Consider the following 18,035-nt stretch of genomic DNA (forward strand, 5'->3'; position numbering starts at 1 on the left):
CTCAGTTCCCCGCCGCGGCCAGCGCGCGACGCAGGCTGCGCAGCGCGTTCCACAGCCGCCGCTTGGCCTCGGCGCGGGCCAGCACCAGGGCCGGTTCGTCGGCCAGCACGATCTGCGCGTCGCGCATCACCGCCGCCGGCAGCGCGCGCCCCAGCGCGTGCGCCTGCGTTTCGCCGAATACCAGGTAGGCACGCGCCACCGGCACCTCGCCGGCGAGCTGGCCGGCGCTCACCGTGACCCGCGCGGCGCGCGCCAGGACGGCGCCGCATGCGCCGAGGGCGCGGCCGACCAGGTCGAGTTCGCGTGTGCCGCAACCCTGCGGCAGCACCACCACGCAGGCGACGCTCCCCGCCGCCGCGACCGGCTCGTCACGCGCGGGGACAACCGCCGGCGGTGGTGCGCGCCGCACCCACGGCGTCACGCCCAACGCGCGCAGCACGCGGGCACGGTGGGTGGCGCCGGCTTGCAACATGCTCATGTCGCGCTGCGCCGCGTGCGGCGCCGGTGCGTGGCCAGGCCCCAGATCGTCCACACCGGGCCGGACAGCAGGTAGACCGTGAAGCCGACGAACAGCACCCGCGGCGTGTCCAGGATCAGCAGCGCCAGCAGCAGCACCGCGGCCACCATCCACACGAACGGCACGCGCTGGCGGTCGCCCATCGGCAGCGACTTGAAGCTGAAATAGCGGAAGCGGCTGACCATCAGCAGGCCGACCACGATGGTGAGCCCCGGCGTGACGAAGCAGAAGTCGGCGCCGGTCAAGCCGAACTTCTCCACGCTCCACACGAACGACATGCACACCGCCGCGGCCGCCGGGCTGGCCAGCCCCTGGAAATAGCGCTTGTCGGCCACGCCGACCTGGGTGTTGAAGCGCGCCAGCCGCAAGGCGGCGCAGGCGGCGTAGATGAAGGCCGCCGCCCAGCCCAGCTTGCCCCACAACGGGCCGAACTCGCGCAGCGTCGACAGCGACCAGGTGTACATCACCAGCGACGGCGCCAGCCCGAAGCTGACCAGGTCCGACAGCGAGTCGTACTGGACGCCGAATTCGCTCTGGGTGCCGGTCATCCGCGCCACCCGCCCGTCCATGCCGTCCAGCAACGCGGCAATGAACACCGCCACCGCGGCCTCGGTGTAGCGCCCGCCGATGCCGGCGATGATCGCGAAGAAACCGGCGAACATCGCCCCCGTGGTGAACAGGTTCGGCAACAGGTAGATACCCCGGTGCCGGGGCGGGCGAACGGGCGTGGTTTCGCTCATGAATCAGGACCGTGACAGGATGCGCGCAGTGTAAACCATCGGCCGCTTGAGTCCGGGTCGGCGGAGTGTTAACAAGGTAGCCAGAATTTTCCCGCGAAATGGAGAACGCCATGCACCGCTTGCTGATCGTCCTGGCACTGTTGCTGCTGGCCCCGCTGGCCACCGCCCAGGTCTTCAAATGGACGGACGCCGGCGGCACCGTGCACTACTCGGAAACCCCGCCGGCGCAAGGCACGAAGTTCACCCGGGTGACCACCACCGGCACCGTGGAGCCGCCGGCGCCCCCTGCAAGCAGCCAGCCCGCGGATCACCAAGAAACCCAGGCCGGCCCGGCCAAGCCCGTGACCGATACGCCGGAAAACCGCGGCAAGCTGTGCGCGTCGCTGAAAACCAACCTCGCCGCGCTGCAGGGCGGCAGACCCGTGGTGATGCAGCAGGACGGCAAATCCGTGGCCCTGGACGCCGACCAGCGCAAGCAGCAGACCGCCTCGACCCAGGCACAGTACGACCAGTACTGCAGGAACTGATCGCGCATGCCCCGCACCATGGCGCCGGCGGCAGCCGGCCACTGCCGGCGATGTCCGTCCGGCGACGGCGGGCCGCTACAATAAGCGTCTTCATCACGCCGGAACCGCTCGCATGCGCCTCAGCCAATTCCACCTGGCCACCGTCAAGGAAGTCCCCGCCGACGCCGAAATCGCCAGCCACCGGCTGATGCTGCGTGCCGGCATGATCCGCAAGCTCGCCTCCGGCCTGTACACCTGGAGCCCGCTGGGCCTGCGCGTGCTGCGCAAGGTGGAAAACATCGTGCGCGAGGAAATGGACCGCGCCGGCGCGATCGAAATGCTGATGCCTTCGGTGCAGCCGAAGGAATTGTGGGAAGAAACCGGTCGCTGGGAAAAATTCGGTGGCCAATTGCTGAAAATCAAGGACCGCAAGGGCCAGGAATTCTGCTATGGCCCGACCCACGAGGAAGTGGTTACCGACTTTGCCCGCAACGAGCTGAAAAGCTACAAGCAGCTGCCAGTCAACTTCTACCAGATCCAGACCAAGTTCCGCGACGAGATCCGCCCACGTTTCGGCGTGATGCGCGCGCGCGAATTCCTGATGAAGGATGCGTATTCATTCCACCTGAGCCAGGATTCGCTGGCCGAAACCTACGCGGCGATGTACCAGGCTTATGTGCGCATTTTCACCCGCCTGGGATTGACCTTTCGCGCGGTGCAGGCCGATACCGGCGCGATCGGCGGCAATGCCAGCCACGAATTCCAGGTACTGGCCGATTCCGGCGAGGACGCCATCGCGTTTTCCGACGGCTCCGACTACGCCGCGAATCTCGAAAAGGCCGAGGCGCTGGCGCCGGCCACGGAACGCCCCGCTCCGGCCGCCGCCCTGCAGCGGGTCGACACGCCCACCCAGAAGACCATCGGCGACATCGCCGGCTTCCTCAAGGTCAGCCCGCGGCAATGCGTGAAGACCCTGCTGGTGCGCGGCCGCGACGGCCTGGTGGCGCTGTGCCTGCGCGGCGACCACGAGGTCAACGAGGTGAAGGCTGGCAAGCTGGCCGAACTGCCGGGCGAGTCGGTGCTAGCCAGCGAGGAGGAGATCCTCGCCGCCACCGGCACCCGCCCCGGCTTCATCGGCCCGGTCGGCCTGCCGGCGTCGATCCCGGTGATCGTCGACCGCGACGCCGCCATGCTCGCCGACTTCGTCTGCGGCGGCAATGCCGACCGCACGCACTGCACCGGCGCCAACTGGGAACGCGATGCCCGCATCACCCGCGTCGCCGACCTGCGCAACGTGGTCGAGGGCGACCTCTCGCCCGACGGCAAGGGCACGCTGCATATCGCCCGCGGCATCGAGGTCGGCCACGTGTTCCAGCTGGGCACCAAGTACGCCGAGGCGCTAGGCGCCACCGTGGTGGACGAAACCGGCACGCCGCAGGTGATGACCATGGGCTGCTACGGCATCGGCGTCAGCCGCATCGTCGCCGCCGCGATCGAGCAGCGCCACGACGAGGCCGGCATCCTCTGGCCGGAAGCGATGGCGCCCTGGCGCGTAGCGGTCTGCGTGATCAACCCGAAGAATTCGCCCGCCGTCGGCGCGGCCGGCGAAGCGCTCTACCAGGCGCTGCTCCAGCGCGGCGTCGAGGCCATGCTGGACGACCGCGGCCTGCGCGCGGGCAGCATGTTCGCCGACATGGAGCTGATCGGCATACCGCATCGCGTGGTGGTCAGCGAGCGCGGGCTGGCCGCCGGCACGCTGGAATATCGCGCCCGCGAGGAAAGCGAAAACCGACCGCTCAGCCAGGACGAGCTGTTCGCCCTGCTCGGCTGAACCGGCGCCACGGGCGATTAACGAAAACGGCCGCCCAGTGCGGCCGTTTTCATATTCGGCACGGCGTGGCCCGCCGCCGACCGATTCAAAAGCCCGTCACATTATTAATCACCCTTAATGTGAAACGTATTTCACACGGTGCGTTCCGCTTTACAAATATTCTGCAAATCAGCGAGAATCGCCGGCACTGCAAGTTTTTTGCTCGTCCGGCACCGGCCTGCATAATGGCCGCATTTAATTGCCGATACTTACCCGGAGTCCATCATGGCCGTCGATATCAAGAACCTCAATCACAACCAGCTCAATGAGCTCATCAGCAAGGCCCAGATCCGCCAGAATGAATTGCGCAAGGAAAAAGTCGCCAAGCTGCGCGAGAAAGTGCACGCCCTGATCAAGGCCGAGGGGTATGCCTTCGAGGATATCTTCGGCAGCGCGCGCGCCAAGGCCAAGCGCAGCACCGGGACGGTCGCGCCGAAGTACCGCAATCCGGCCAATCCCGCGCAGACCTGGTCCGGCCGCGGCAAGCGTCCGCACTGGTTCAATGACGCGCTGAAGGCCGGCAAGAAAGAAAAGGACCTGGCGGTCTGATCGTCGTCTTTTCCGCTGATTCAATGAAAACGCCGGCCTCGTGCCGGCGTTTTTTGTTGGTTACAAGGCAACGCCGCATTCGCCAGAGTGGGCGGGCGCGATTCCTTCCCCTGCCAAGCAGGGGGAGGTCAGGAGGGGGTTTTTGCTCTGACTTGGCCAAGAGCGACCCCTCCCCAACCCTCCCCTGCCTTGCAGGGGAGGGGGCAAACGTGCCTAGCTCTCCTGCCTTGCAGGGGACAAACGTGCCGAGCCGGCTCTCGTCTCGATGGACAAGGTGGCAGGAAGAATATGTCTTCGGCTGCTTTTGTTTACAGGGAGCGGCGCGGCGACACCAGCAGGTCGCCGAACATCAGCCCCGCCACCAGCGACACCAGCAGGGTGATCAGCAGCAGGCCGGTGTCCATGCTCAGCGTGGTATCCCGTTCGAGCAGGAACGACACGCTGCGGAAGCCGACACTGCCCGGCACCAGCAGCAGGATGCCCGGTTCGCGGACCACCGCGCCCGGCCGGTGCACGAAGCGCGCGAAGACATTCGCCAGCGCGGCCAGCAGCAGGCCGCCGAGGAAGACGCCCACCGGCGCGGCGGGCAACGAGCCGGCGATCGCACCGCCCCAGCGCGTGGCGAGGTAGCCCACCGCCACCGCCACGATCACCACCGGCCAGTCGCGGCGGGCCGCACGGAACAGGATCGCGAACGCGATCGCGGCGACCAGCAGGGCCGGGTAGTCGGTCCAGGCGGGCAACGCCGGCAGCGCGAAGTCGCGTGCGGTGATGCCCACCGCCGCGCACAGCTGGGTCGCGGCAATCGTGCCGAAGGTGAGCTTGAGCAGGGTCGACATCGCGCCGGCCATGCGAGCCATGCCGGACACCAGATGCTGGCTGGAAATCTCGCGCACCGCGGTGGTCAGCGACATGCCCGGCACCAGGATGATCAGGCTGGCCAGCACTACCGACCTGATCGCCAGCGGCACCACGAACGCGCTCACCATGATCGCCACCGTGGTGGCCACCAGCGCGCTGATCGCGTCGCTGGCCGCGGCCAGCTGCGGCCGGCTGGCCGCCAGCAGGGTGATGCCGCCGATGATCATGCCGATCACGCCGGCGACCAGCAGGTCCACCCAGGAGCTGTGCAGGAACAAGGCCGCGATGCTGGCCGCGGACAGGCCGTAGCTGGCGATCGCGCCGATCTTCTCGCGCCGCGTGTCGGGCCGGCCCAGCTCGCGCAGAAGGTGGAAACCCTCGCGCAGGCCCAGTTCGCCGGCGATCGTGCGGTCGGCGATGTCGTCGGCCTGGCACAGCCGCTCCAGGTTCACCTCGCCCGGCGCCAGCCGCATCACCTGGGTGGTCTGCGCCACGCCCTCCTCGCCCTGGGCCAGGTCGGCGAAGGAAATGATGATCGCGGTGGGGCTGGACCACACGTCGGCGGACAGCCCCAGCCGCTGCGCCACGCCGGCGATCGCCATCTCCAGGCGCGGCGCGGAGGTGCCGTACTGGTGCAGCCTTCGCGCCAGTTCCAGCACGAAGGCGATGCGCGTGGTCAGCGCCGTGGTGGCGAACTGCTGCCGGCCGATGGCGTCGCCGGCGCTCATGCCGCGGCGCGCACCTGCAGCGTGGTGCCAGCGACGGCGACCACCTCCACCGTGGCGCCCCGCGGCAGGTCCGGCCCGCTGACCAGCCATTGGCCGTCACCCACGCGGGCCTTGCCGCGGCCGTTGACGATCGGCTCGACCAGCTCGTAGCGCTGCCCGATCATCTGCTCGGCGCGCCGGTTCAGGCGCTCGTCGCCGGACGCGCGCCGCTCCAGCCGTGGCCGCAGCCAGCGCGCGTAACCCACGCAGGAAGCGAACGCGAGCAGGCCGAACAACAGCGCCTGCGCCAGCAGGCCCAGCGCGGGATCGACCCACAGCACCACGCCCATCGCGGCGGCCGCCAGGCCGATCCACAGCAGGAAATAGCCGGGCAGCAGCAACTCCCCGGCGATCAGCAGCAAGGCCAGGATCCACCACAGGTAATGCATTGCAATCGACTCGAACATGACGGATTTCCGTGAAAGATGACGACAGGCAGGCGGACGACTCCCCTCTCCGATTCATGGGAGAGGGGCTGGGGGAGAGGGCGCTTCGACGATCAGACGAATCTGCTCCAGCACACTCTCCGTGCGATTCAATACATCGTGGTTCCAGAAACGCAGCACGAGCAGTCCTTGCGCTGCCAGCCACTGATCACGTTGGCGATCATAGGCGACTTGCTCGCAATGTTGGCCGCCATCGACTTGGACGACCAAGTGCCGTTCAACGCAAATGAAATCGATGATGTACGGCCCCATGGGTTTCTGCCGTTTGAATTTCAGGCCCAGGAAGCGGTGGGCACGCAGGTGGTACCACGGGCGCTGCTCCGCGGGTGTCTGGCCACTGCGCATGGCCTTGGCGTTTGCGAGGTTGTCCATGCCCTCTCTCCCACCTGACGCCCTCTCCGTCGACATCGTACCCTCTCCCCCGCCCCTCTCCCGCAAGCGGGAGAGGGGCGCACGACATCAGCGCGGCGATGGCATCTTGATGGCGGCTTGCTGCTGGCCGAGCGATTCCTTCGCCAGCTCGCCGATGCCGGCCAGTGCGCCGATCACGCCGGTGGCCTCGATCGGCAGCAGCAGCATCTTCTGGTTCGGCGAGGCGGCCATCGCCTTCAGCGCCTCGACGTAGTTGTTGGCGACGAAGTAGTTCAGCGCGTTGACGTTGCCGTTGGCGATCGACTCGGACACCATCGTGGTCGCCTTCGCCTCGGCCTCGGCCGAACGTTCGCGGGCTTCGGCGGCGCGGAACGCGGCTTCCTTCTCGCCCTCGGCGGCGAGGATCACCGACTGCTTCTCGCCCTCGGCCTTGAGGATCGCCGCCTGGCGGAAGCCCTCGGCGTCGAGGATGTTGGCGCGCTTCTCGCGCTCGGCCTTCATCTGCCGCGCCATCGCATCGACCAGGTCGCGCGGCGGCGAGATGTCCTTGATCTCGATGCGGTTGACCTTGACGCCCCACGGATGCGTGGCCTCGTCCACCACGCGCAGCAGCTTGGCGTTGATCGCGTCGCGCTGGCTCAGGCTCTCGTCCAGGTCCAGCGAGCCGAGCACGGTGCGGATGTTGGTCATGATCAGCGCCAGCGTGGCCTGCTCGAGCTGGGCCACCTCGTAGGCCGCCTTGGCCGCGTCCAGCACCTGGTAGAACACCACGCCGTCCACGCGCACCACCGCATTGTCCTTGGTGATGACGTCCTGCGAGGGCACGTCCAGCACCTGCTCCATCATGTTCATCTTGCGCCCGACCGCCTGGTAGATCGGGACCAGGAAATGCAGGCCCGGGGTAAGCGTGCGGGTGTACTTGCCGAACGTCTCCACCGTCCACTCGAAGCCCTGCGGCACGATGCGCACCAGCTTGACCACGCCGATGACCACGACGGCCACGACGACCAACGCAAGCAGCTGTCCCATTGCCCACCTCATTCCATGTGAAGAAGGCTTGAGTATAGGCGAGGCCGCGCGGCTCCGGCCGTTATCGCGCCGCCGTTTGCGGCAGGCGCAGGCTCACCCGCAGGCCGCCGCCCTCGCGGTTGGCCAGCAGCACGCGGCCGCCGTGCGCCTCGGTGATCTCGCGCGCCAGCGCCAGGCCCAGGCCGGTACCGGAGCGCTTGGTCGAATAGAACGGCAGCAGCGCCTGCGCCAGCACCGTCTCGCTCATGCCGGGGCCGCGATCGGCCACCTCGATGCGCAGCTCGTTCCCGACATCCTGGATCGACAGCGTGACCTCGTCGTCCGGGCCGCCCGATTCGTGCGCGTTCTTGATCAGGTTGATCAGCACCTGCTCGATCTGCGCCGCGTCGAAATGCCCCGGCCGTTGCGGCGCCGGCGCCGCCAGGCGGTACCGGCAATGCAGCGCCAGCCCGTCGAGGAACGGTTTCCACTCGATGTCCACCGGCTGCGGCGTGGGCAGCTTGGCGAAGCTGGCGTAGCCGGCGATGAAGCGGTGCAGGTGCAGCGCGCGCTCGCCGATGGTGGCGAACACGCCGGGCAGCCGATCCATCTGCCCGCGGCGGGCCAGCTCGGCGCCGGAATGCGCCAGCGAGGTGATCGGCGCCAGCGAATTGTTGAGCTCGTGGCTGATCACCCGGATCACCCGCTTCCAGGTCGCCACCTCCTGCCGCGACAGCTCGCGCGTCATGCGCCGGAACAGGTGCAGCCGATGCGGCCGGCCCTGCAGGCGGAACGCGCGCTGCGACAGGTGGAAGGTTTCCTCGCTGCCGTCCATCTCCACGCTGAGCAGCGCATCCTCGCCGCTCTCCACCGCCTTGCGCAGCGCCTCGGGTGCTTCGGCCAGCAGTTCGGCGAAGTCCAGCCCGACCAGGCTGCGCCCTTCGTTGAACAAATGCCGCGAGGCGATGTTCGCGTAGGCGACCCGGCCGATCGCATCGGTCAGCACCAGCGCCACCGGGGTGTTCTGCACCACCGTGTCGAGCAGCAGCTCGCGCTGCACCAGGTGCTGGCGCTGCTCGCGCAGGGTCTGGCCCAGCGCGTTGTGCATGCGGATCAGCTCGCCCAGCTCGTCGCGCCGGTCGACCGCGATCGAGAAGCTGAAATCGCCATCGCGATAGCTGGCCACCGCGCCCTCCAGCGCGCGCAGCAGCCGGCTCACCGGCGCCATCACCCGTCCGGCCAGCCAGAACGCCAGCGGCAACAGCACGACCACGCTGGCCAGCAGGCCGCCGTAGATGCCCAGCTGCATCGGCGCGCGTATCGACAGCGCCAGGTCCTTGCGCAGCCACAGCAGCAACTGCGGCAGCGGCCACTGGGTGACGCCGGCATAGACCAGCGCGCCGGCCACGCCGGCCACGGCCAGCAGGAGGGTCAGGCGCCCCTGCAGCGAATTCAGGCGACGCCACATCGGTCGTTCTCCTCGACGGGGGAGGGCCGGCTCAGCAACACCCGGCGCCGACCGGAGCCATCGCGCGGCCCGGCGGCGGGCCGCCCGGCCGGGCCGAAACAGGCATGATCCGGCGATAGCGCACGATGCCTCCCCTGCTGGACGCGGGCAGCCATCTTTCTACGCCTTGCGGTCGGGGGCAAGCATCGCGGCCATCAAGCCGTGGTCGCCAGGCCGTAGCGCTCCATCCGACGGTACAGCGCCTGGCGCGACAGGCCCAGGCTCTGCGCGGCGCGGCTGACCACGCCATCGGCCTTGTGCAAGGCGGTCTCCACCGCCTCGCGGCTGGGTTCGTCGAGATTGCGCGCCGTGGCGGCGGCCACCGCATGCTGCGGCAGGTTCAGCAGTTCGGGGGTGATCGGGTGGCCGCCGGCCAGCAGCGAGGCGCGCTCGATCGCGTTCTTCAATTCGCGTACGTTGCCCGGCCACGGGTAGCCCAGCAAGGCTTCGCGCGCGGCGTCACCGAGTTCGGCGCGGCCGTCCAGGAAGAATTCGGCCAGCGGCAGGATGTCGTCGTTGCGCTCGGCCAGCGGCGGCAGGTTCACCTCGATCACGTTGAGCCGGTAATACAGGTCCTCGCGGAACGTGCCGGCCTGGATCATCGCCTTGAGGTCGGCATTCGTCGCCGACAGCACGCGCACCTTGGCATGGCGCGTGCGGCCGGAGCCGAGCCGCTCGAACTGGCCGGTCTCCAGCACGCGCAGCAGCTTCATCTGGCCGGGCAGCGGCAGGTTGCCGATCTCGTCCAGGAACAAGGTGCCGCCATCGGCCAGCTCGAAGCGGCCCTCGCGCGCCTTGTTCGCGCCGGTGTACGCGCCGGCCTCGGCGCCGAACAACTCGGCCTCGATCAGCTCGCCCGGCAGCGCGCCGCAGTTCACCGCCACGAACGGGCCGCGCTTCACCGCCGAGTTCGCGTGCACGATCGCCGCGATGCGTTCCTTGCCGGTGCCGTTCGGGCCGGTGATCAGCACCGGCACGTCGGAGCGGGCGATCTGGCAGGCCAGGTCCAGCGTGCGCGCCATCGCCTCGGAGGCGAACACCAGGCCGTCGAGGTCGTACTTGCGCTGCAATTGCTCGCGCCGCTGGCGGCGTTCGCGCCGGCTGCGGCTCACCTCGCGGGTCGACTCGGACAGCTCCAGCAGGTTCTCCACCGTGGCCAGCAGCTTGTTGTCGTCCCACGGCTTGGCCAGGTAGTCGGCAGCGCCGGCCTTGACCAGTTCCACCGCGGTCTCCAGATGCGTCCACGCGGTCAGCAGGATGACCGGCAGGTCCGGATGGCGCTCGCGGATCGCCCGGAACAGCGCCACGCCCTCCTCGCCCGAGGTGGTGTCGGCGGTGAAGTTCATGTCCTGGATCACCACGTCCACCGCCTCGCGCTGCAGCAGCGCCAGCCCCTCGTCGGGCGTCAGCGCGGTGAGCGGGCGGATTTCGTTGAGCGACAGCGCCAGCGACAGCGCCTCGCCCACGGCCGGGTTGTCGTCGATGATCAGGACGGTTCGCATCTTTCTTCTGCACATGCGGTCATGGATGCCGCTCCGACCTGAAAGGTTGCCATGACTTGCGGACTATTCAAACCCGGAAGCACCGGCGCCTCGCATGATTGCCGATTTCCGTGGGAGCGGCTGACGATTCGACCAGCCTGACGATTTACCCCGCCACCGGGTGCGCCGGCGCCTTGCCCGCCTTCACCGCGGCGATCCATGCGTCGGTGCGCGCTTCCAGCACGTCCAGCGGCAGCGCGCCGCCGTCGAGGATCTCGTCATGGAACGCACGGATATCGAACCGGCTGCCCAGCTCCCGCTTCGCGCGCGTGCGCAGTTCGAGAATTTTCAGCTCGCCCATTTTGTAGGCCAGCGCCTGGCCCGGCCAGGTGACGTAGCGATCGGTCTCGGCCTGCACGTCCGGTTCGTCCTCGCTGGAATGCGCGTGGAAGAAATCCACCATCTGCTGGCGCGTCCAATGCTTGTAATGCACCCCGGTGTCGAGCACCAGGCGGTCGGCGCGCAACAACTCGTCGGACAGGCGGCCGTAGTCGGACAGCGGGTCCTGGTAGAAGCCGATGTCCTTGCCCAACTGCTCCGAATACAGCGCCCAGCCCTCGATATAGGCGGTGTAGCCGGCCTGCTGGCGGAACGGTGGCAGCGCCGGCAGGGTCTGCGCAATCGAGATCTGCAGGTGATGCCCCGGCACGCCTTCGTGATAGGCGGTCGACTCGATCGACAGCACGCTGCGATTCGCGAAATCGCCGGTGTTGACGAAAATCTGCCCCGGCCGCGAGCCGTCCGGCGTGCCCTGGTGGTATTCGGCCGTCGGCGCTTCCTTCTCGCGGAATGCCTCCACCGGCACCACCACCACCTTGGTCTTCGGCAGCAGGTCGAACAGCTTGGGCAGCTCCGGCTGCATCTGCGCCAGATAGCCGCGATAACGGTTGAGGATGTCCTCGCGCGAAGTCGCGTGCGTCTTCGGGTTGGTCTTCAGCGAGGCACGGAAGCTGGCCAGGTCGGCGAAGCCCTGCGACTTGGCGATCTTCGTCATCTCGCCCTCGATACGCTTGACCTCGGCCAGGCCAAGTTCGTGGATCTTCTCCGGCGACTCCTTGGTGGTGGTCATCTGCTCCACGTCGTAGCGATAGATCGCATCGCCGTTCGGCAAATCCCAGATACCCGGCTGGCTGCGCCCGTGCGGTGCGTAATCCTTGGCCACGAATTCGCCCAGCTTGCGATAGGCCGGACGCACGTCCTGGTCGATCGCCGCAAGGATCGCGTCATGCAGGCGCTTCTGGTCGGCCGCCGACACCGATGCCGGGAAATGCTTCAGCGGTTCGGCGAACACGCTGTCCATGCCGGCCGGCTTCTCGATGCTGGCGATCTGCGTGACGACTTTCTCCAGCAGGTATTTCGGCGGCATCATCTTGTCGCGCATGCCCTGCCGCGCCACATCGATCACCTGGTCGAAGCCTTTCGGCACCGCCTTCAGGCGCGCGAGATAATCCTCGTATTCCTTCGTGTTGTTGAACGGGATCGAGCTGACGAAACCTGCCAGCTGCAGGTGGATGCCGCTCATCTGCTCCAGCGGCATCTCGTGCAGCTTCAGGTCATAGCTTTTCAGATTGTCCTTCAGGCGGCGCACCATCAACTGCTGGTTGAGCCTGTCGGTATCGGAGAACCCGCTCGTATCGATCGCCTCGAAGCGCTTCAGGAAATCCGCGGTCACCTTGTTCTCGGCCGCCGCATGCGCCAGCGAGAGGTCGCTCCAGCGGTCGTTGTAACGCAGGTCGCCGAGGATCGTCGCGAACTCCGGACTGTTCTGCAGCGTGTGCTGCCATTGCTCGGCCAGCAGCGCGTTGAGCGCCTTCACCCGGGTCGCCACGCCCGCCTGAGCAACCTGCGTCGCCGGTGCGGCCTGGGCAGGTGAGGCCACGGTTGATGAAATCACGGTCACCGAGCCCAACAGGCTCGCACAGACAAGCAGCGGCAAGGTCTTCATCAGGCTAGTTCTCCGGGGTGTACATGGGTTCACGAACATGCATTGTGACTGGCATGAAACTCGATTTCAGGTACTGGACAGCACAATTCTCACACCGACCGCGTCGCCACTACCGGCGGTACTGCTGCCGCGCGCAGCGCCGGGCCGAGCACGGCGAGCTGGCCCAGCGCCCACAGCGCCAGCGCGCCGATCGGCAGGTAGTACAACGGCAGGCGCGGCAATTCGTAATGCGTCATCAGCACCAGGTTCAGTGCGTAGGCCAGCACCATGCCCAGCGCGATGCCGAAGCTGACGATCAGGAAGTTTTCGGTCTGGAAGTAATGCAGGATGTCGGCGCGAGTGGCGCCGATCGCGCGACGGATGCCGATCTGCCGACGGCGCTGCTGCACCCAGAAACTGGCGAGGCCGACGATGCCGAGCGCGGTGACGCCGAGCAACGCCACGATCACGCCCACCAACATGCCGGCCATCGCGCGGTCGGTCTGAAAGTACGTGCTGCGCAGATCGCCCAGGGTCTGGCTGTTCTCGTGGTCGAGCACCACGTCCGGGGCGATCTTCGCGACCACCGCCTTCGCGTCGTGCAGCACGCGCGGCAGGTCCTTCGGATCGGCACGCAACAGGTACGTGCCGGAAAGGAACCTGCCTGGCTGCGCCGGTGCAAACACCGACCACTCCGCTGCACTCGCGCCACGACTCGCAGGACGGGCTCGCGCCAGATGCTCGACCACGCCGATCACGCGGAAGTGGAGCTTGTCGCACCAGAACTCCTTGCCCAGCGGGTCGGCGCCATGCCATAGGTGTTCGGCCAACGAGCGGGTAATCAGCACGCGCGCATCCGTCGGGAAGTCGCCTTGCAGCGCCTGGTAATCGTCGGCCCGCGGCCATTGCCCGGCCACCAGCTGCAGGCCAAGCGCCTGCGTGCTGCCGGGGCCGCCGTTGTATATGTCCACCACGGCGCCATAGTGCTGGCCGGCCGCATCCGTGGTGATGCCCACTGTACCGGCCTGCTGGCCGAACGGCACCGTGTTGATCACGCTGACCGATTGCATGCCATGGATCGCACGTAGGCCGGCAAGCATGCGTGCGTTGACATCGATATCCGCGCTGCTGTCGTAACCGGTGAGGTAAATCACGGCCAGCGAGGATTCGTCCACGCCGCTGTGGATCTTCATCATGCCGAGCCGGTTGGCGATCAAGAAACAGGCGTTGCACAGCACCGCGCAAGCCAGCGCGATCTCCAGCGCAATCAGCAAGGTGGCGAGGCGATGTTTGCGCAACGCGGAAAGGATGGGGCGTATCTGCATGACCGGCATCCTCACAACGTCTTCAGTTGCAGCGCAGGCGCGATGCGGCTCGCGCGCAGGGCGGGCAGCGCGCCGGCAAGCAGGCTCACCGCGATCGCCAGCGCGAAGGTGATCAGGAACATCGGGGCGTCCAGATGCACCAGGTCCGCGTACGCCGCGGGTTGTCTCCGTACCAGCCACAGGCCAGCCAGCGTCAGCAGCCAACCACCGATGCCGCCTAGCAAGCCGATCAGCCCCGCCTCGACCAGACATTGCGCGAACACCGTCGCACGGCTGGCGCCGAGCGCGCGGCGCACGCCGATCTCGCCACCCCGGCGCAGGAACTTCGCCAGCAGCAGACCCACCGTGTTGAACAGGCAGATCGCAAGGAAGGCGAATGCCAGCCAGGTCTGCAGGCGCACGTCGCCGGGTACCACGCCGTTGAAGTCCAGCCACTGCATCAGGCTGCGCAAGCGCGTGTTGTCGGCATGGATGAAGCGCCCCAGCGCCTTCTGCTGCGCGGCATAACCGGCCAGGAAGTCACGGTAGCCGGCCACCTTCGCCGCACTGCCCAGTTCCACCCACAGACCGATCCAGACGCACGGCGCGTTTACCAGATGGCCGGGCTTGTCGGGGATGTGCCAGCAGTTGAACTGATGAAAGTTGCCGTCGTTGATTTCGAGGCCGCTGGTGAACGGCACGAACACGTCCTCCGGCTTGGCGTAATAGTCCGCGGTGTTGCCGTGCGAGAAACGGCCACCGGCCACCGTGTAGAACTGCGGCGATGGCCGCCACGGTTTCAGCACGCCGACGATGCGCACATCGGTGTCCTTGAGGCGCAGTGTGCGGCCCACGCTGTTGGCACCGCCGAACAACTTGTCGTTGAGGTTGGCCGAGATCACCGCCACGCGCGCGTGCTTCGCGTCGTCGTCCGCGCTCCAGCCGTTGCCGTACCGAAACGGGACCTCGAACATCGGGAAGAAATCCGCCGTAGTCGACAGCATCATCTCCATCAGAGGTGGCAGATCCACGCCAGGTGCATGCACTTTCAACTGGCTGTCCACGATCAGCGCCTGCCGGTCTGCGCGATGCGCACCCCACAGATCCATCGCTGACTGGTAGTCCAGCATGTCCTGCGGTTCGGTGTGGCTGTAGCTAGTGTCTGGGACAGCATCCACTTGCGCGTAGAACAACTTGCCGCTCTTGTCCGGCAGTGGATCGCCGGAAAGCAGATGCATCACCGTCAGCGTGGTCATGCTGGCGCCGATGCCGACCGCGATGGCGATCACCATCAGCGCGGTGAGTATCTTGTTGCGCTTCAGGCTGCGCAGCGCCAGGTCGAGGTAGTAGGCGAACATGTGCATCACTCCATCAAGGCCCGTAGGAGCGCACCCTGTGCGCGATTGCATTTGGTGTGTGCCTGGCGCAGGGCATCGCGCACAGGGTGCGCTCCTACAGGTATCGCGCTCATCAAACGGACCGCGTCGCCACCACTGGCGGCACCGCCGCCGCGCGCAGCGCCGGGCCGAGCACGGCGACCTGGCCGATCAGCCACAGCAATACGGCACCCACCGGGAAATAGATGCCTGGCAATCGCGGCAATTCGTAGTGGGTCATCAGGAACAGGTTGATGCCGTAGGCCAGCGCCATGCCCAGCGCGATGCCGATGGTGGCGAGCAGGAAGTTCTCGGTCTGGAAGTAGTTGAGGATGTTGCGGCGGGTGGCGCCCAACGCGCGGCGTACGCCGATGGTGCGGCGCCGCTGCGCCACCCAGAAGCTGGCCAGGCCCACGATGCCCAGCGCGGTGACGGTCAGCAGCGCCACGATCACGCCGACCAGCATGCCGGCCATCGCGCGGTCGTCCTGGAAAAACTTCCGGCGTACTTCATCGAAACTGCGCTGGGTGGTTACCACGCGCTGCGGGTCGGCCTTCTTCAGGGCAGCCAGCGCAGCGGCCATGACGCTCGCGCGATCTTCCGGCCGGGTACGGATCAGGTAGCTCTGGTCCTTGCTCGCGCCCATGCGTATCGGCACCACCATGGTGTATTGCGCCTTGGCCTCGTCGTAGGCATTCGGCCGCACCAAACTGTCCAGCACGCCGACCACGCGCAGGCCAACCACCGGCGTGAGGTAGATGGCGCGACCGAGCGGGTTCTGTCCCGGCCACAGCCGCTCGGCCAGGGTCCGGGTGATCAGCGTCACGTGCGGCAGGCTCTTGCTGTCGCCCGTGCCGAGCGCCTTCAACGCCGTCTCCACATCGACGAAGTCATCCGGCCGCAGGTCGCGCCCGGACACCAGCCGCGTGCCCAGCGTCGGCACCAGGTTCTCGCCGAAATAGGTGGTGGCGAAGAGCGTGCGCTCGGGCTGCGCCGGGTCGAGCCGGATGTTGCCGTTCGACGACGAGTGGCCGAACGGCACCTGGTTGGAGGAAGCCACCGAAAGCACGCCGGGCACCTGCCTGAGCACCGCCACATCCTCCGCGAGGCGGGCATACGGATTGGACGGAGTCGTCACATCGGCCACCTGGATCTGCAGCAGCTCGTGCTCGGCCACGCCGCTGGGCATGTCCATGCGCTGCAGGCGCTGGCCGATCAGGAATACCGCGTTGCAGACGATGGCGCAGGTCAGCGCGATCTCCAGGATCAGCAGCCAGGACGTGAGCTTGTGCCGGCGCAGCGTGGAAAGGATCGGAAGAATGTCCATGCTCACCTCAGTTGCTCTTCAGTTGCAGGGCGGGCGCGATTTGGCAGGCGCGCCAGGCCGGCAGCAGGCCGGCCAACAGCGTGGCGCATACCGCCAGCACGAAGGTGGCGAGCAGCATGCTCGGATCCAGGTGTGCCAGCGCGGCGTAATCCGAAGGCCGCTGTCGCACCAGCCACAGCCCGAACATCGCCAGCAGCAGGCCGCCGATGCCGCCGACCAGGCCGATCACGCCGGATTCGATCAGCAACTGCGCGAACAACGCGCGCCGCGACGCGCCCAGCGCACGGCGCACGCCCAGCTCGGCCGAGCGGCGCATGAACTTGGCCAGCATCAGACCCACCGTGTTGACCAGGCATACCAGCAGGAAGCCGAACGCCAACCCGGTTTGCAGGCGCACGTCATTGGGCACCACCCTCTGGTAGTCGAGCCACTGCACCACGTTGCGCAGGCGCACGTTGGGAGCGCGCTGGAACCGGCCCAGCGCTTTCTGCTCCTGCGAGTAGTGCACGAGAAACTCCTTGTACGCGGCTGCTTTCGCGGGGCTGTCCAGTTGCGCCCAGAACTGCAGCCATACGCAGGTATCCGAAGGCAGGATGCTGCCGACGCCACCGCCGCCATTGCCCCAGCAATCGGTCGATCCGTTGCGGTCCAGCCGCAGCTCCAGCATGGTCTGCAGCGGCAGGAACACCTGCTCGCCATAGGCGTAGGAGCCGGTGTTGAGATCGTAGAAATGCGGATTCGGCTGCCAGCTGTCCAGCACGCCCACGACGCGGAACGAAGTTCCCGCCATGCGCAGCGTGCGGCCCACGCTGTCGGCTCCGCCGAACAGCTTGTCGTTGAGCGACCTGGCGATCACCACCTCGCGCGCCTTGGCCTCGCCATCCGCCGCGGTCCAGCCGTGGCCGTACAGGAACGGCGCATCGAACATCGCGAAGAAATCCGCCGTGGTGTAACGCGCTTCAACGTAAAAGGGGTCGAGCGAGGACTGTTCGGGCTGGACCGGCACCGAGCCACCGCTCATCAGCGCCTGGTGGTCGGCGCGACCGGCACGCAGCAGGTTCAGGCCGTCGATCAGGGTGAGCTGATCCGGCGGCTCCTTGTTCGGTTGCATGCCCTTGATGTCCTGCGGATCGACCTGCGGGTAGTACAGCTGCGCGCTCTTGCCGGGCAGCGGGTCGCCGGACAGCACGTGCAGCACCGTGAGCGTGGTCATGCTGGCGCCGATGCCCAGCGCGATCGCCAGCACCATCAGCGCGGTGAGCGCCTTGTTGCGCTTGAGGCTGCGCAGGGCCAGGTCGAGGTAGTAGGTGAACATCAAGGTCTCCTTTGGAGACGGGATTCGGGATTCGGGATTCGGGATTCGGGATTCGGGATTTGGAAGAGCAGCGACACGGCAAGTCTTGGCTTTGCCGGCTTTCAA

At 67.2% G+C, this 18,035-nt stretch carries 16 protein-coding genes; 3 read left to right on the forward strand and 13 right to left on the reverse strand.

Going from position 1 to position 18,035, the window contains the following annotated elements; translation table 11 throughout:
• Nucleotide 1 precedes the first annotated feature (1 nt).
• Together AC3WRN_RS00465 and AC3WRN_RS00470 are read right to left on the reverse strand one after the other, a co-directional pair.
• Entirely contained in the window at nt 2-478 is a 477-nt protein-coding gene (locus AC3WRN_RS00465; protein WP_492621439.1) for a hypothetical protein, read from the reverse strand.
• A complete protein-coding gene (locus tag AC3WRN_RS00470; RefSeq protein WP_492621440.1) occupies nt 475-1,257 on the reverse strand; it encodes a CDP-alcohol phosphatidyltransferase family protein in 783 nt (260 codons plus the stop codon). Before AC3WRN_RS00470 ends, AC3WRN_RS00465 begins: the two co-directional genes overlap by 4 nt.
• Nucleotides 1,258-1,367: 110 nt before the next feature.
• Here AC3WRN_RS00470 and AC3WRN_RS00475 point away from each other — a divergent pair, with 110 nt between their 5' ends.
• The 3 genes from AC3WRN_RS00475 to AC3WRN_RS00485 all read left to right on the forward strand — a co-directional run bounded on the left by AC3WRN_RS00475 (nt 1,368) and on the right by AC3WRN_RS00485 (nt 4,182).
• Nucleotides 1,368-1,784, forward strand: coding sequence for a DUF4124 domain-containing protein (locus AC3WRN_RS00475; protein WP_492621441.1), 417 nt, complete (start codon nt 1,368-1,370; stop codon nt 1,782-1,784).
• Between the two features lie 112 nt (nt 1,785-1,896).
• Nucleotides 1,897-3,594: a proline--tRNA ligase gene (locus AC3WRN_RS00480; protein WP_492621442.1), complete on the forward strand. Its 1,698-nt coding sequence runs from the start codon at nt 1,897-1,899 to the stop codon at nt 3,592-3,594.
• 264 nt (nt 3,595-3,858) lie between these two features.
• Nucleotides 3,859-4,182 carry an H-NS histone family protein gene (locus tag AC3WRN_RS00485; protein WP_068093233.1) on the forward strand — a complete coding sequence of 108 codons (324 nt, stop codon included), beginning with the start codon at nt 3,859-3,861 and terminating at the stop codon, nt 4,180-4,182.
• A 308-nt stretch (nt 4,183-4,490) separates the two neighbouring features.
• Here the strand turns inward: AC3WRN_RS00485 and AC3WRN_RS00490 are convergent, their stop codons facing one another.
• From AC3WRN_RS00490 to AC3WRN_RS00540, 11 genes are all read right to left on the reverse strand, one after another.
• Entirely contained in the window at nt 4,491-5,771 is a 1,281-nt protein-coding gene (locus tag AC3WRN_RS00490) for a threonine/serine exporter family protein (RefSeq protein ID WP_068093231.1), read from the reverse strand.
• Nucleotides 5,768-6,217 carry an NfeD family protein gene (locus AC3WRN_RS00495; RefSeq protein ID WP_492621443.1) on the reverse strand — a complete coding sequence of 150 codons (450 nt, stop codon included), beginning with the start codon at nt 6,215-6,217 and terminating at the stop codon, nt 5,768-5,770. The genes AC3WRN_RS00490 and AC3WRN_RS00495 overlap by 4 nt, the downstream gene beginning before the upstream one ends.
• Before the next feature lie 54 nt (nt 6,218-6,271).
• Nucleotides 6,272-6,628, reverse strand: coding sequence for an endonuclease domain-containing protein (locus tag AC3WRN_RS00500; protein ID WP_492621444.1), 357 nt, complete (start codon nt 6,626-6,628; stop codon nt 6,272-6,274).
• An 87-nt stretch (nt 6,629-6,715) separates the two neighbouring features.
• Nucleotides 6,716-7,657 carry an SPFH domain-containing protein gene (locus AC3WRN_RS00505; protein ID WP_068093225.1) on the reverse strand — a complete coding sequence of 314 codons (942 nt, stop codon included), beginning with the start codon at nt 7,655-7,657 and terminating at the stop codon, nt 6,716-6,718.
• 61 nt (nt 7,658-7,718) lie between these two features.
• Nucleotides 7,719-9,104 (reverse strand): sensor histidine kinase, encoded by a 1,386-nt coding sequence (locus AC3WRN_RS00510; RefSeq protein WP_492621445.1) that lies wholly within the window; start codon nt 9,102-9,104, stop codon nt 7,719-7,721.
• 194 nt (nt 9,105-9,298) lie between these two features.
• Complete coding sequence (locus tag AC3WRN_RS00515) at nt 9,299-10,645, reverse strand: sigma-54-dependent transcriptional regulator (protein WP_492621446.1); 1,347 nt, start codon at nt 10,643-10,645, stop codon at nt 9,299-9,301.
• A 145-nt stretch (nt 10,646-10,790) separates the two neighbouring features.
• Nucleotides 10,791-12,629, reverse strand: a complete 1,839-nt coding sequence (locus AC3WRN_RS00520; protein WP_492621447.1) for a DUF885 domain-containing protein — start codon at nt 12,627-12,629, stop codon at nt 10,791-10,793.
• Nucleotides 12,630-12,718: 89 nt separating this feature from the next.
• A complete protein-coding gene (locus AC3WRN_RS00525) occupies nt 12,719-13,933 on the reverse strand; it encodes an ABC transporter permease (protein ID WP_492621448.1) in 1,215 nt (404 codons plus the stop codon).
• An 11-nt stretch (nt 13,934-13,944) separates the two neighbouring features.
• Nucleotides 13,945-15,270: an ABC transporter permease gene (locus tag AC3WRN_RS00530; protein WP_492621449.1), complete on the reverse strand. Its 1,326-nt coding sequence runs from the start codon at nt 15,268-15,270 to the stop codon at nt 13,945-13,947.
• A 112-nt stretch (nt 15,271-15,382) separates the two neighbouring features.
• Nucleotides 15,383-16,615 carry an ABC transporter permease gene (locus tag AC3WRN_RS00535; protein WP_492621450.1) on the reverse strand — a complete coding sequence of 411 codons (1,233 nt, stop codon included), beginning with the start codon at nt 16,613-16,615 and terminating at the stop codon, nt 15,383-15,385.
• 7 nt (nt 16,616-16,622) lie between these two features.
• Entirely contained in the window at nt 16,623-17,930 is a 1,308-nt protein-coding gene (locus AC3WRN_RS00540) for an ABC transporter permease (RefSeq protein WP_492621451.1), read from the reverse strand.
• Between the last annotated feature and the right edge of the window lie 105 nt (nt 17,931-18,035).

This window comes from Rhodanobacter sp. FW101-FHT13A11 (assembly GCF_058790335.1).

What these genes read in the sequence shown, in the direction of transcription:
- AC3WRN_RS00505 (WP_068093225.1), bottom strand. Translation starts at nt 7,657, where the DNA reads ATGGGACAGCTGCTTGCGTTGGTCGTCGTGGCCGTCGTGGTCATCGGC.
- AC3WRN_RS00525 (WP_492621448.1), bottom strand. Translation starts at nt 13,933, where the DNA reads ATGCAGATACGCCCCATCCTTTCCGCGTTGCGCAAACATCGCCTCGCC.
- AC3WRN_RS00470 (WP_492621440.1), bottom strand. Translation starts at nt 1,257, where the DNA reads ATGAGCGAAACCACGCCCGTTCGCCCGCCCCGGCACCGGGGTATCTAC.
- AC3WRN_RS00485 (WP_068093233.1), top strand. Translation starts at nt 3,859, where the DNA reads ATGGCCGTCGATATCAAGAACCTCAATCACAACCAGCTCAATGAGCTC.
- AC3WRN_RS00535 (WP_492621450.1), bottom strand. Translation starts at nt 16,615, where the DNA reads ATGGACATTCTTCCGATCCTTTCCACGCTGCGCCGGCACAAGCTCACG.
- AC3WRN_RS00465 (WP_492621439.1), bottom strand. Translation starts at nt 478, where the DNA reads ATGAGCATGTTGCAAGCCGGCGCCACCCACCGTGCCCGCGTGCTGCGC.
- AC3WRN_RS00510 (WP_492621445.1), bottom strand. Translation starts at nt 9,104, where the DNA reads ATGTGGCGTCGCCTGAATTCGCTGCAGGGGCGCCTGACCCTCCTGCTG.
- AC3WRN_RS00480 (WP_492621442.1), top strand. Translation starts at nt 1,897, where the DNA reads ATGCGCCTCAGCCAATTCCACCTGGCCACCGTCAAGGAAGTCCCCGCC.
- AC3WRN_RS00490 (WP_068093231.1), bottom strand. Translation starts at nt 5,771, where the DNA reads ATGAGCGCCGGCGACGCCATCGGCCGGCAGCAGTTCGCCACCACGGCG.
- AC3WRN_RS00500 (WP_492621444.1), bottom strand. Translation starts at nt 6,628, where the DNA reads ATGGACAACCTCGCAAACGCCAAGGCCATGCGCAGTGGCCAGACACCC.
- AC3WRN_RS00530 (WP_492621449.1), bottom strand. Translation starts at nt 15,270, where the DNA reads ATGTTCGCCTACTACCTCGACCTGGCGCTGCGCAGCCTGAAGCGCAAC.
- AC3WRN_RS00515 (WP_492621446.1), bottom strand. Translation starts at nt 10,645, where the DNA reads ATGCGAACCGTCCTGATCATCGACGACAACCCGGCCGTGGGCGAGGCG.
- AC3WRN_RS00540 (WP_492621451.1), bottom strand. Translation starts at nt 17,930, where the DNA reads ATGTTCACCTACTACCTCGACCTGGCCCTGCGCAGCCTCAAGCGCAAC.
- AC3WRN_RS00475 (WP_492621441.1), top strand. Translation starts at nt 1,368, where the DNA reads ATGCACCGCTTGCTGATCGTCCTGGCACTGTTGCTGCTGGCCCCGCTG.
- AC3WRN_RS00495 (WP_492621443.1), bottom strand. Translation starts at nt 6,217, where the DNA reads ATGTTCGAGTCGATTGCAATGCATTACCTGTGGTGGATCCTGGCCTTG.
- AC3WRN_RS00520 (WP_492621447.1), bottom strand. Translation starts at nt 12,629, where the DNA reads ATGAAGACCTTGCCGCTGCTTGTCTGTGCGAGCCTGTTGGGCTCGGTG.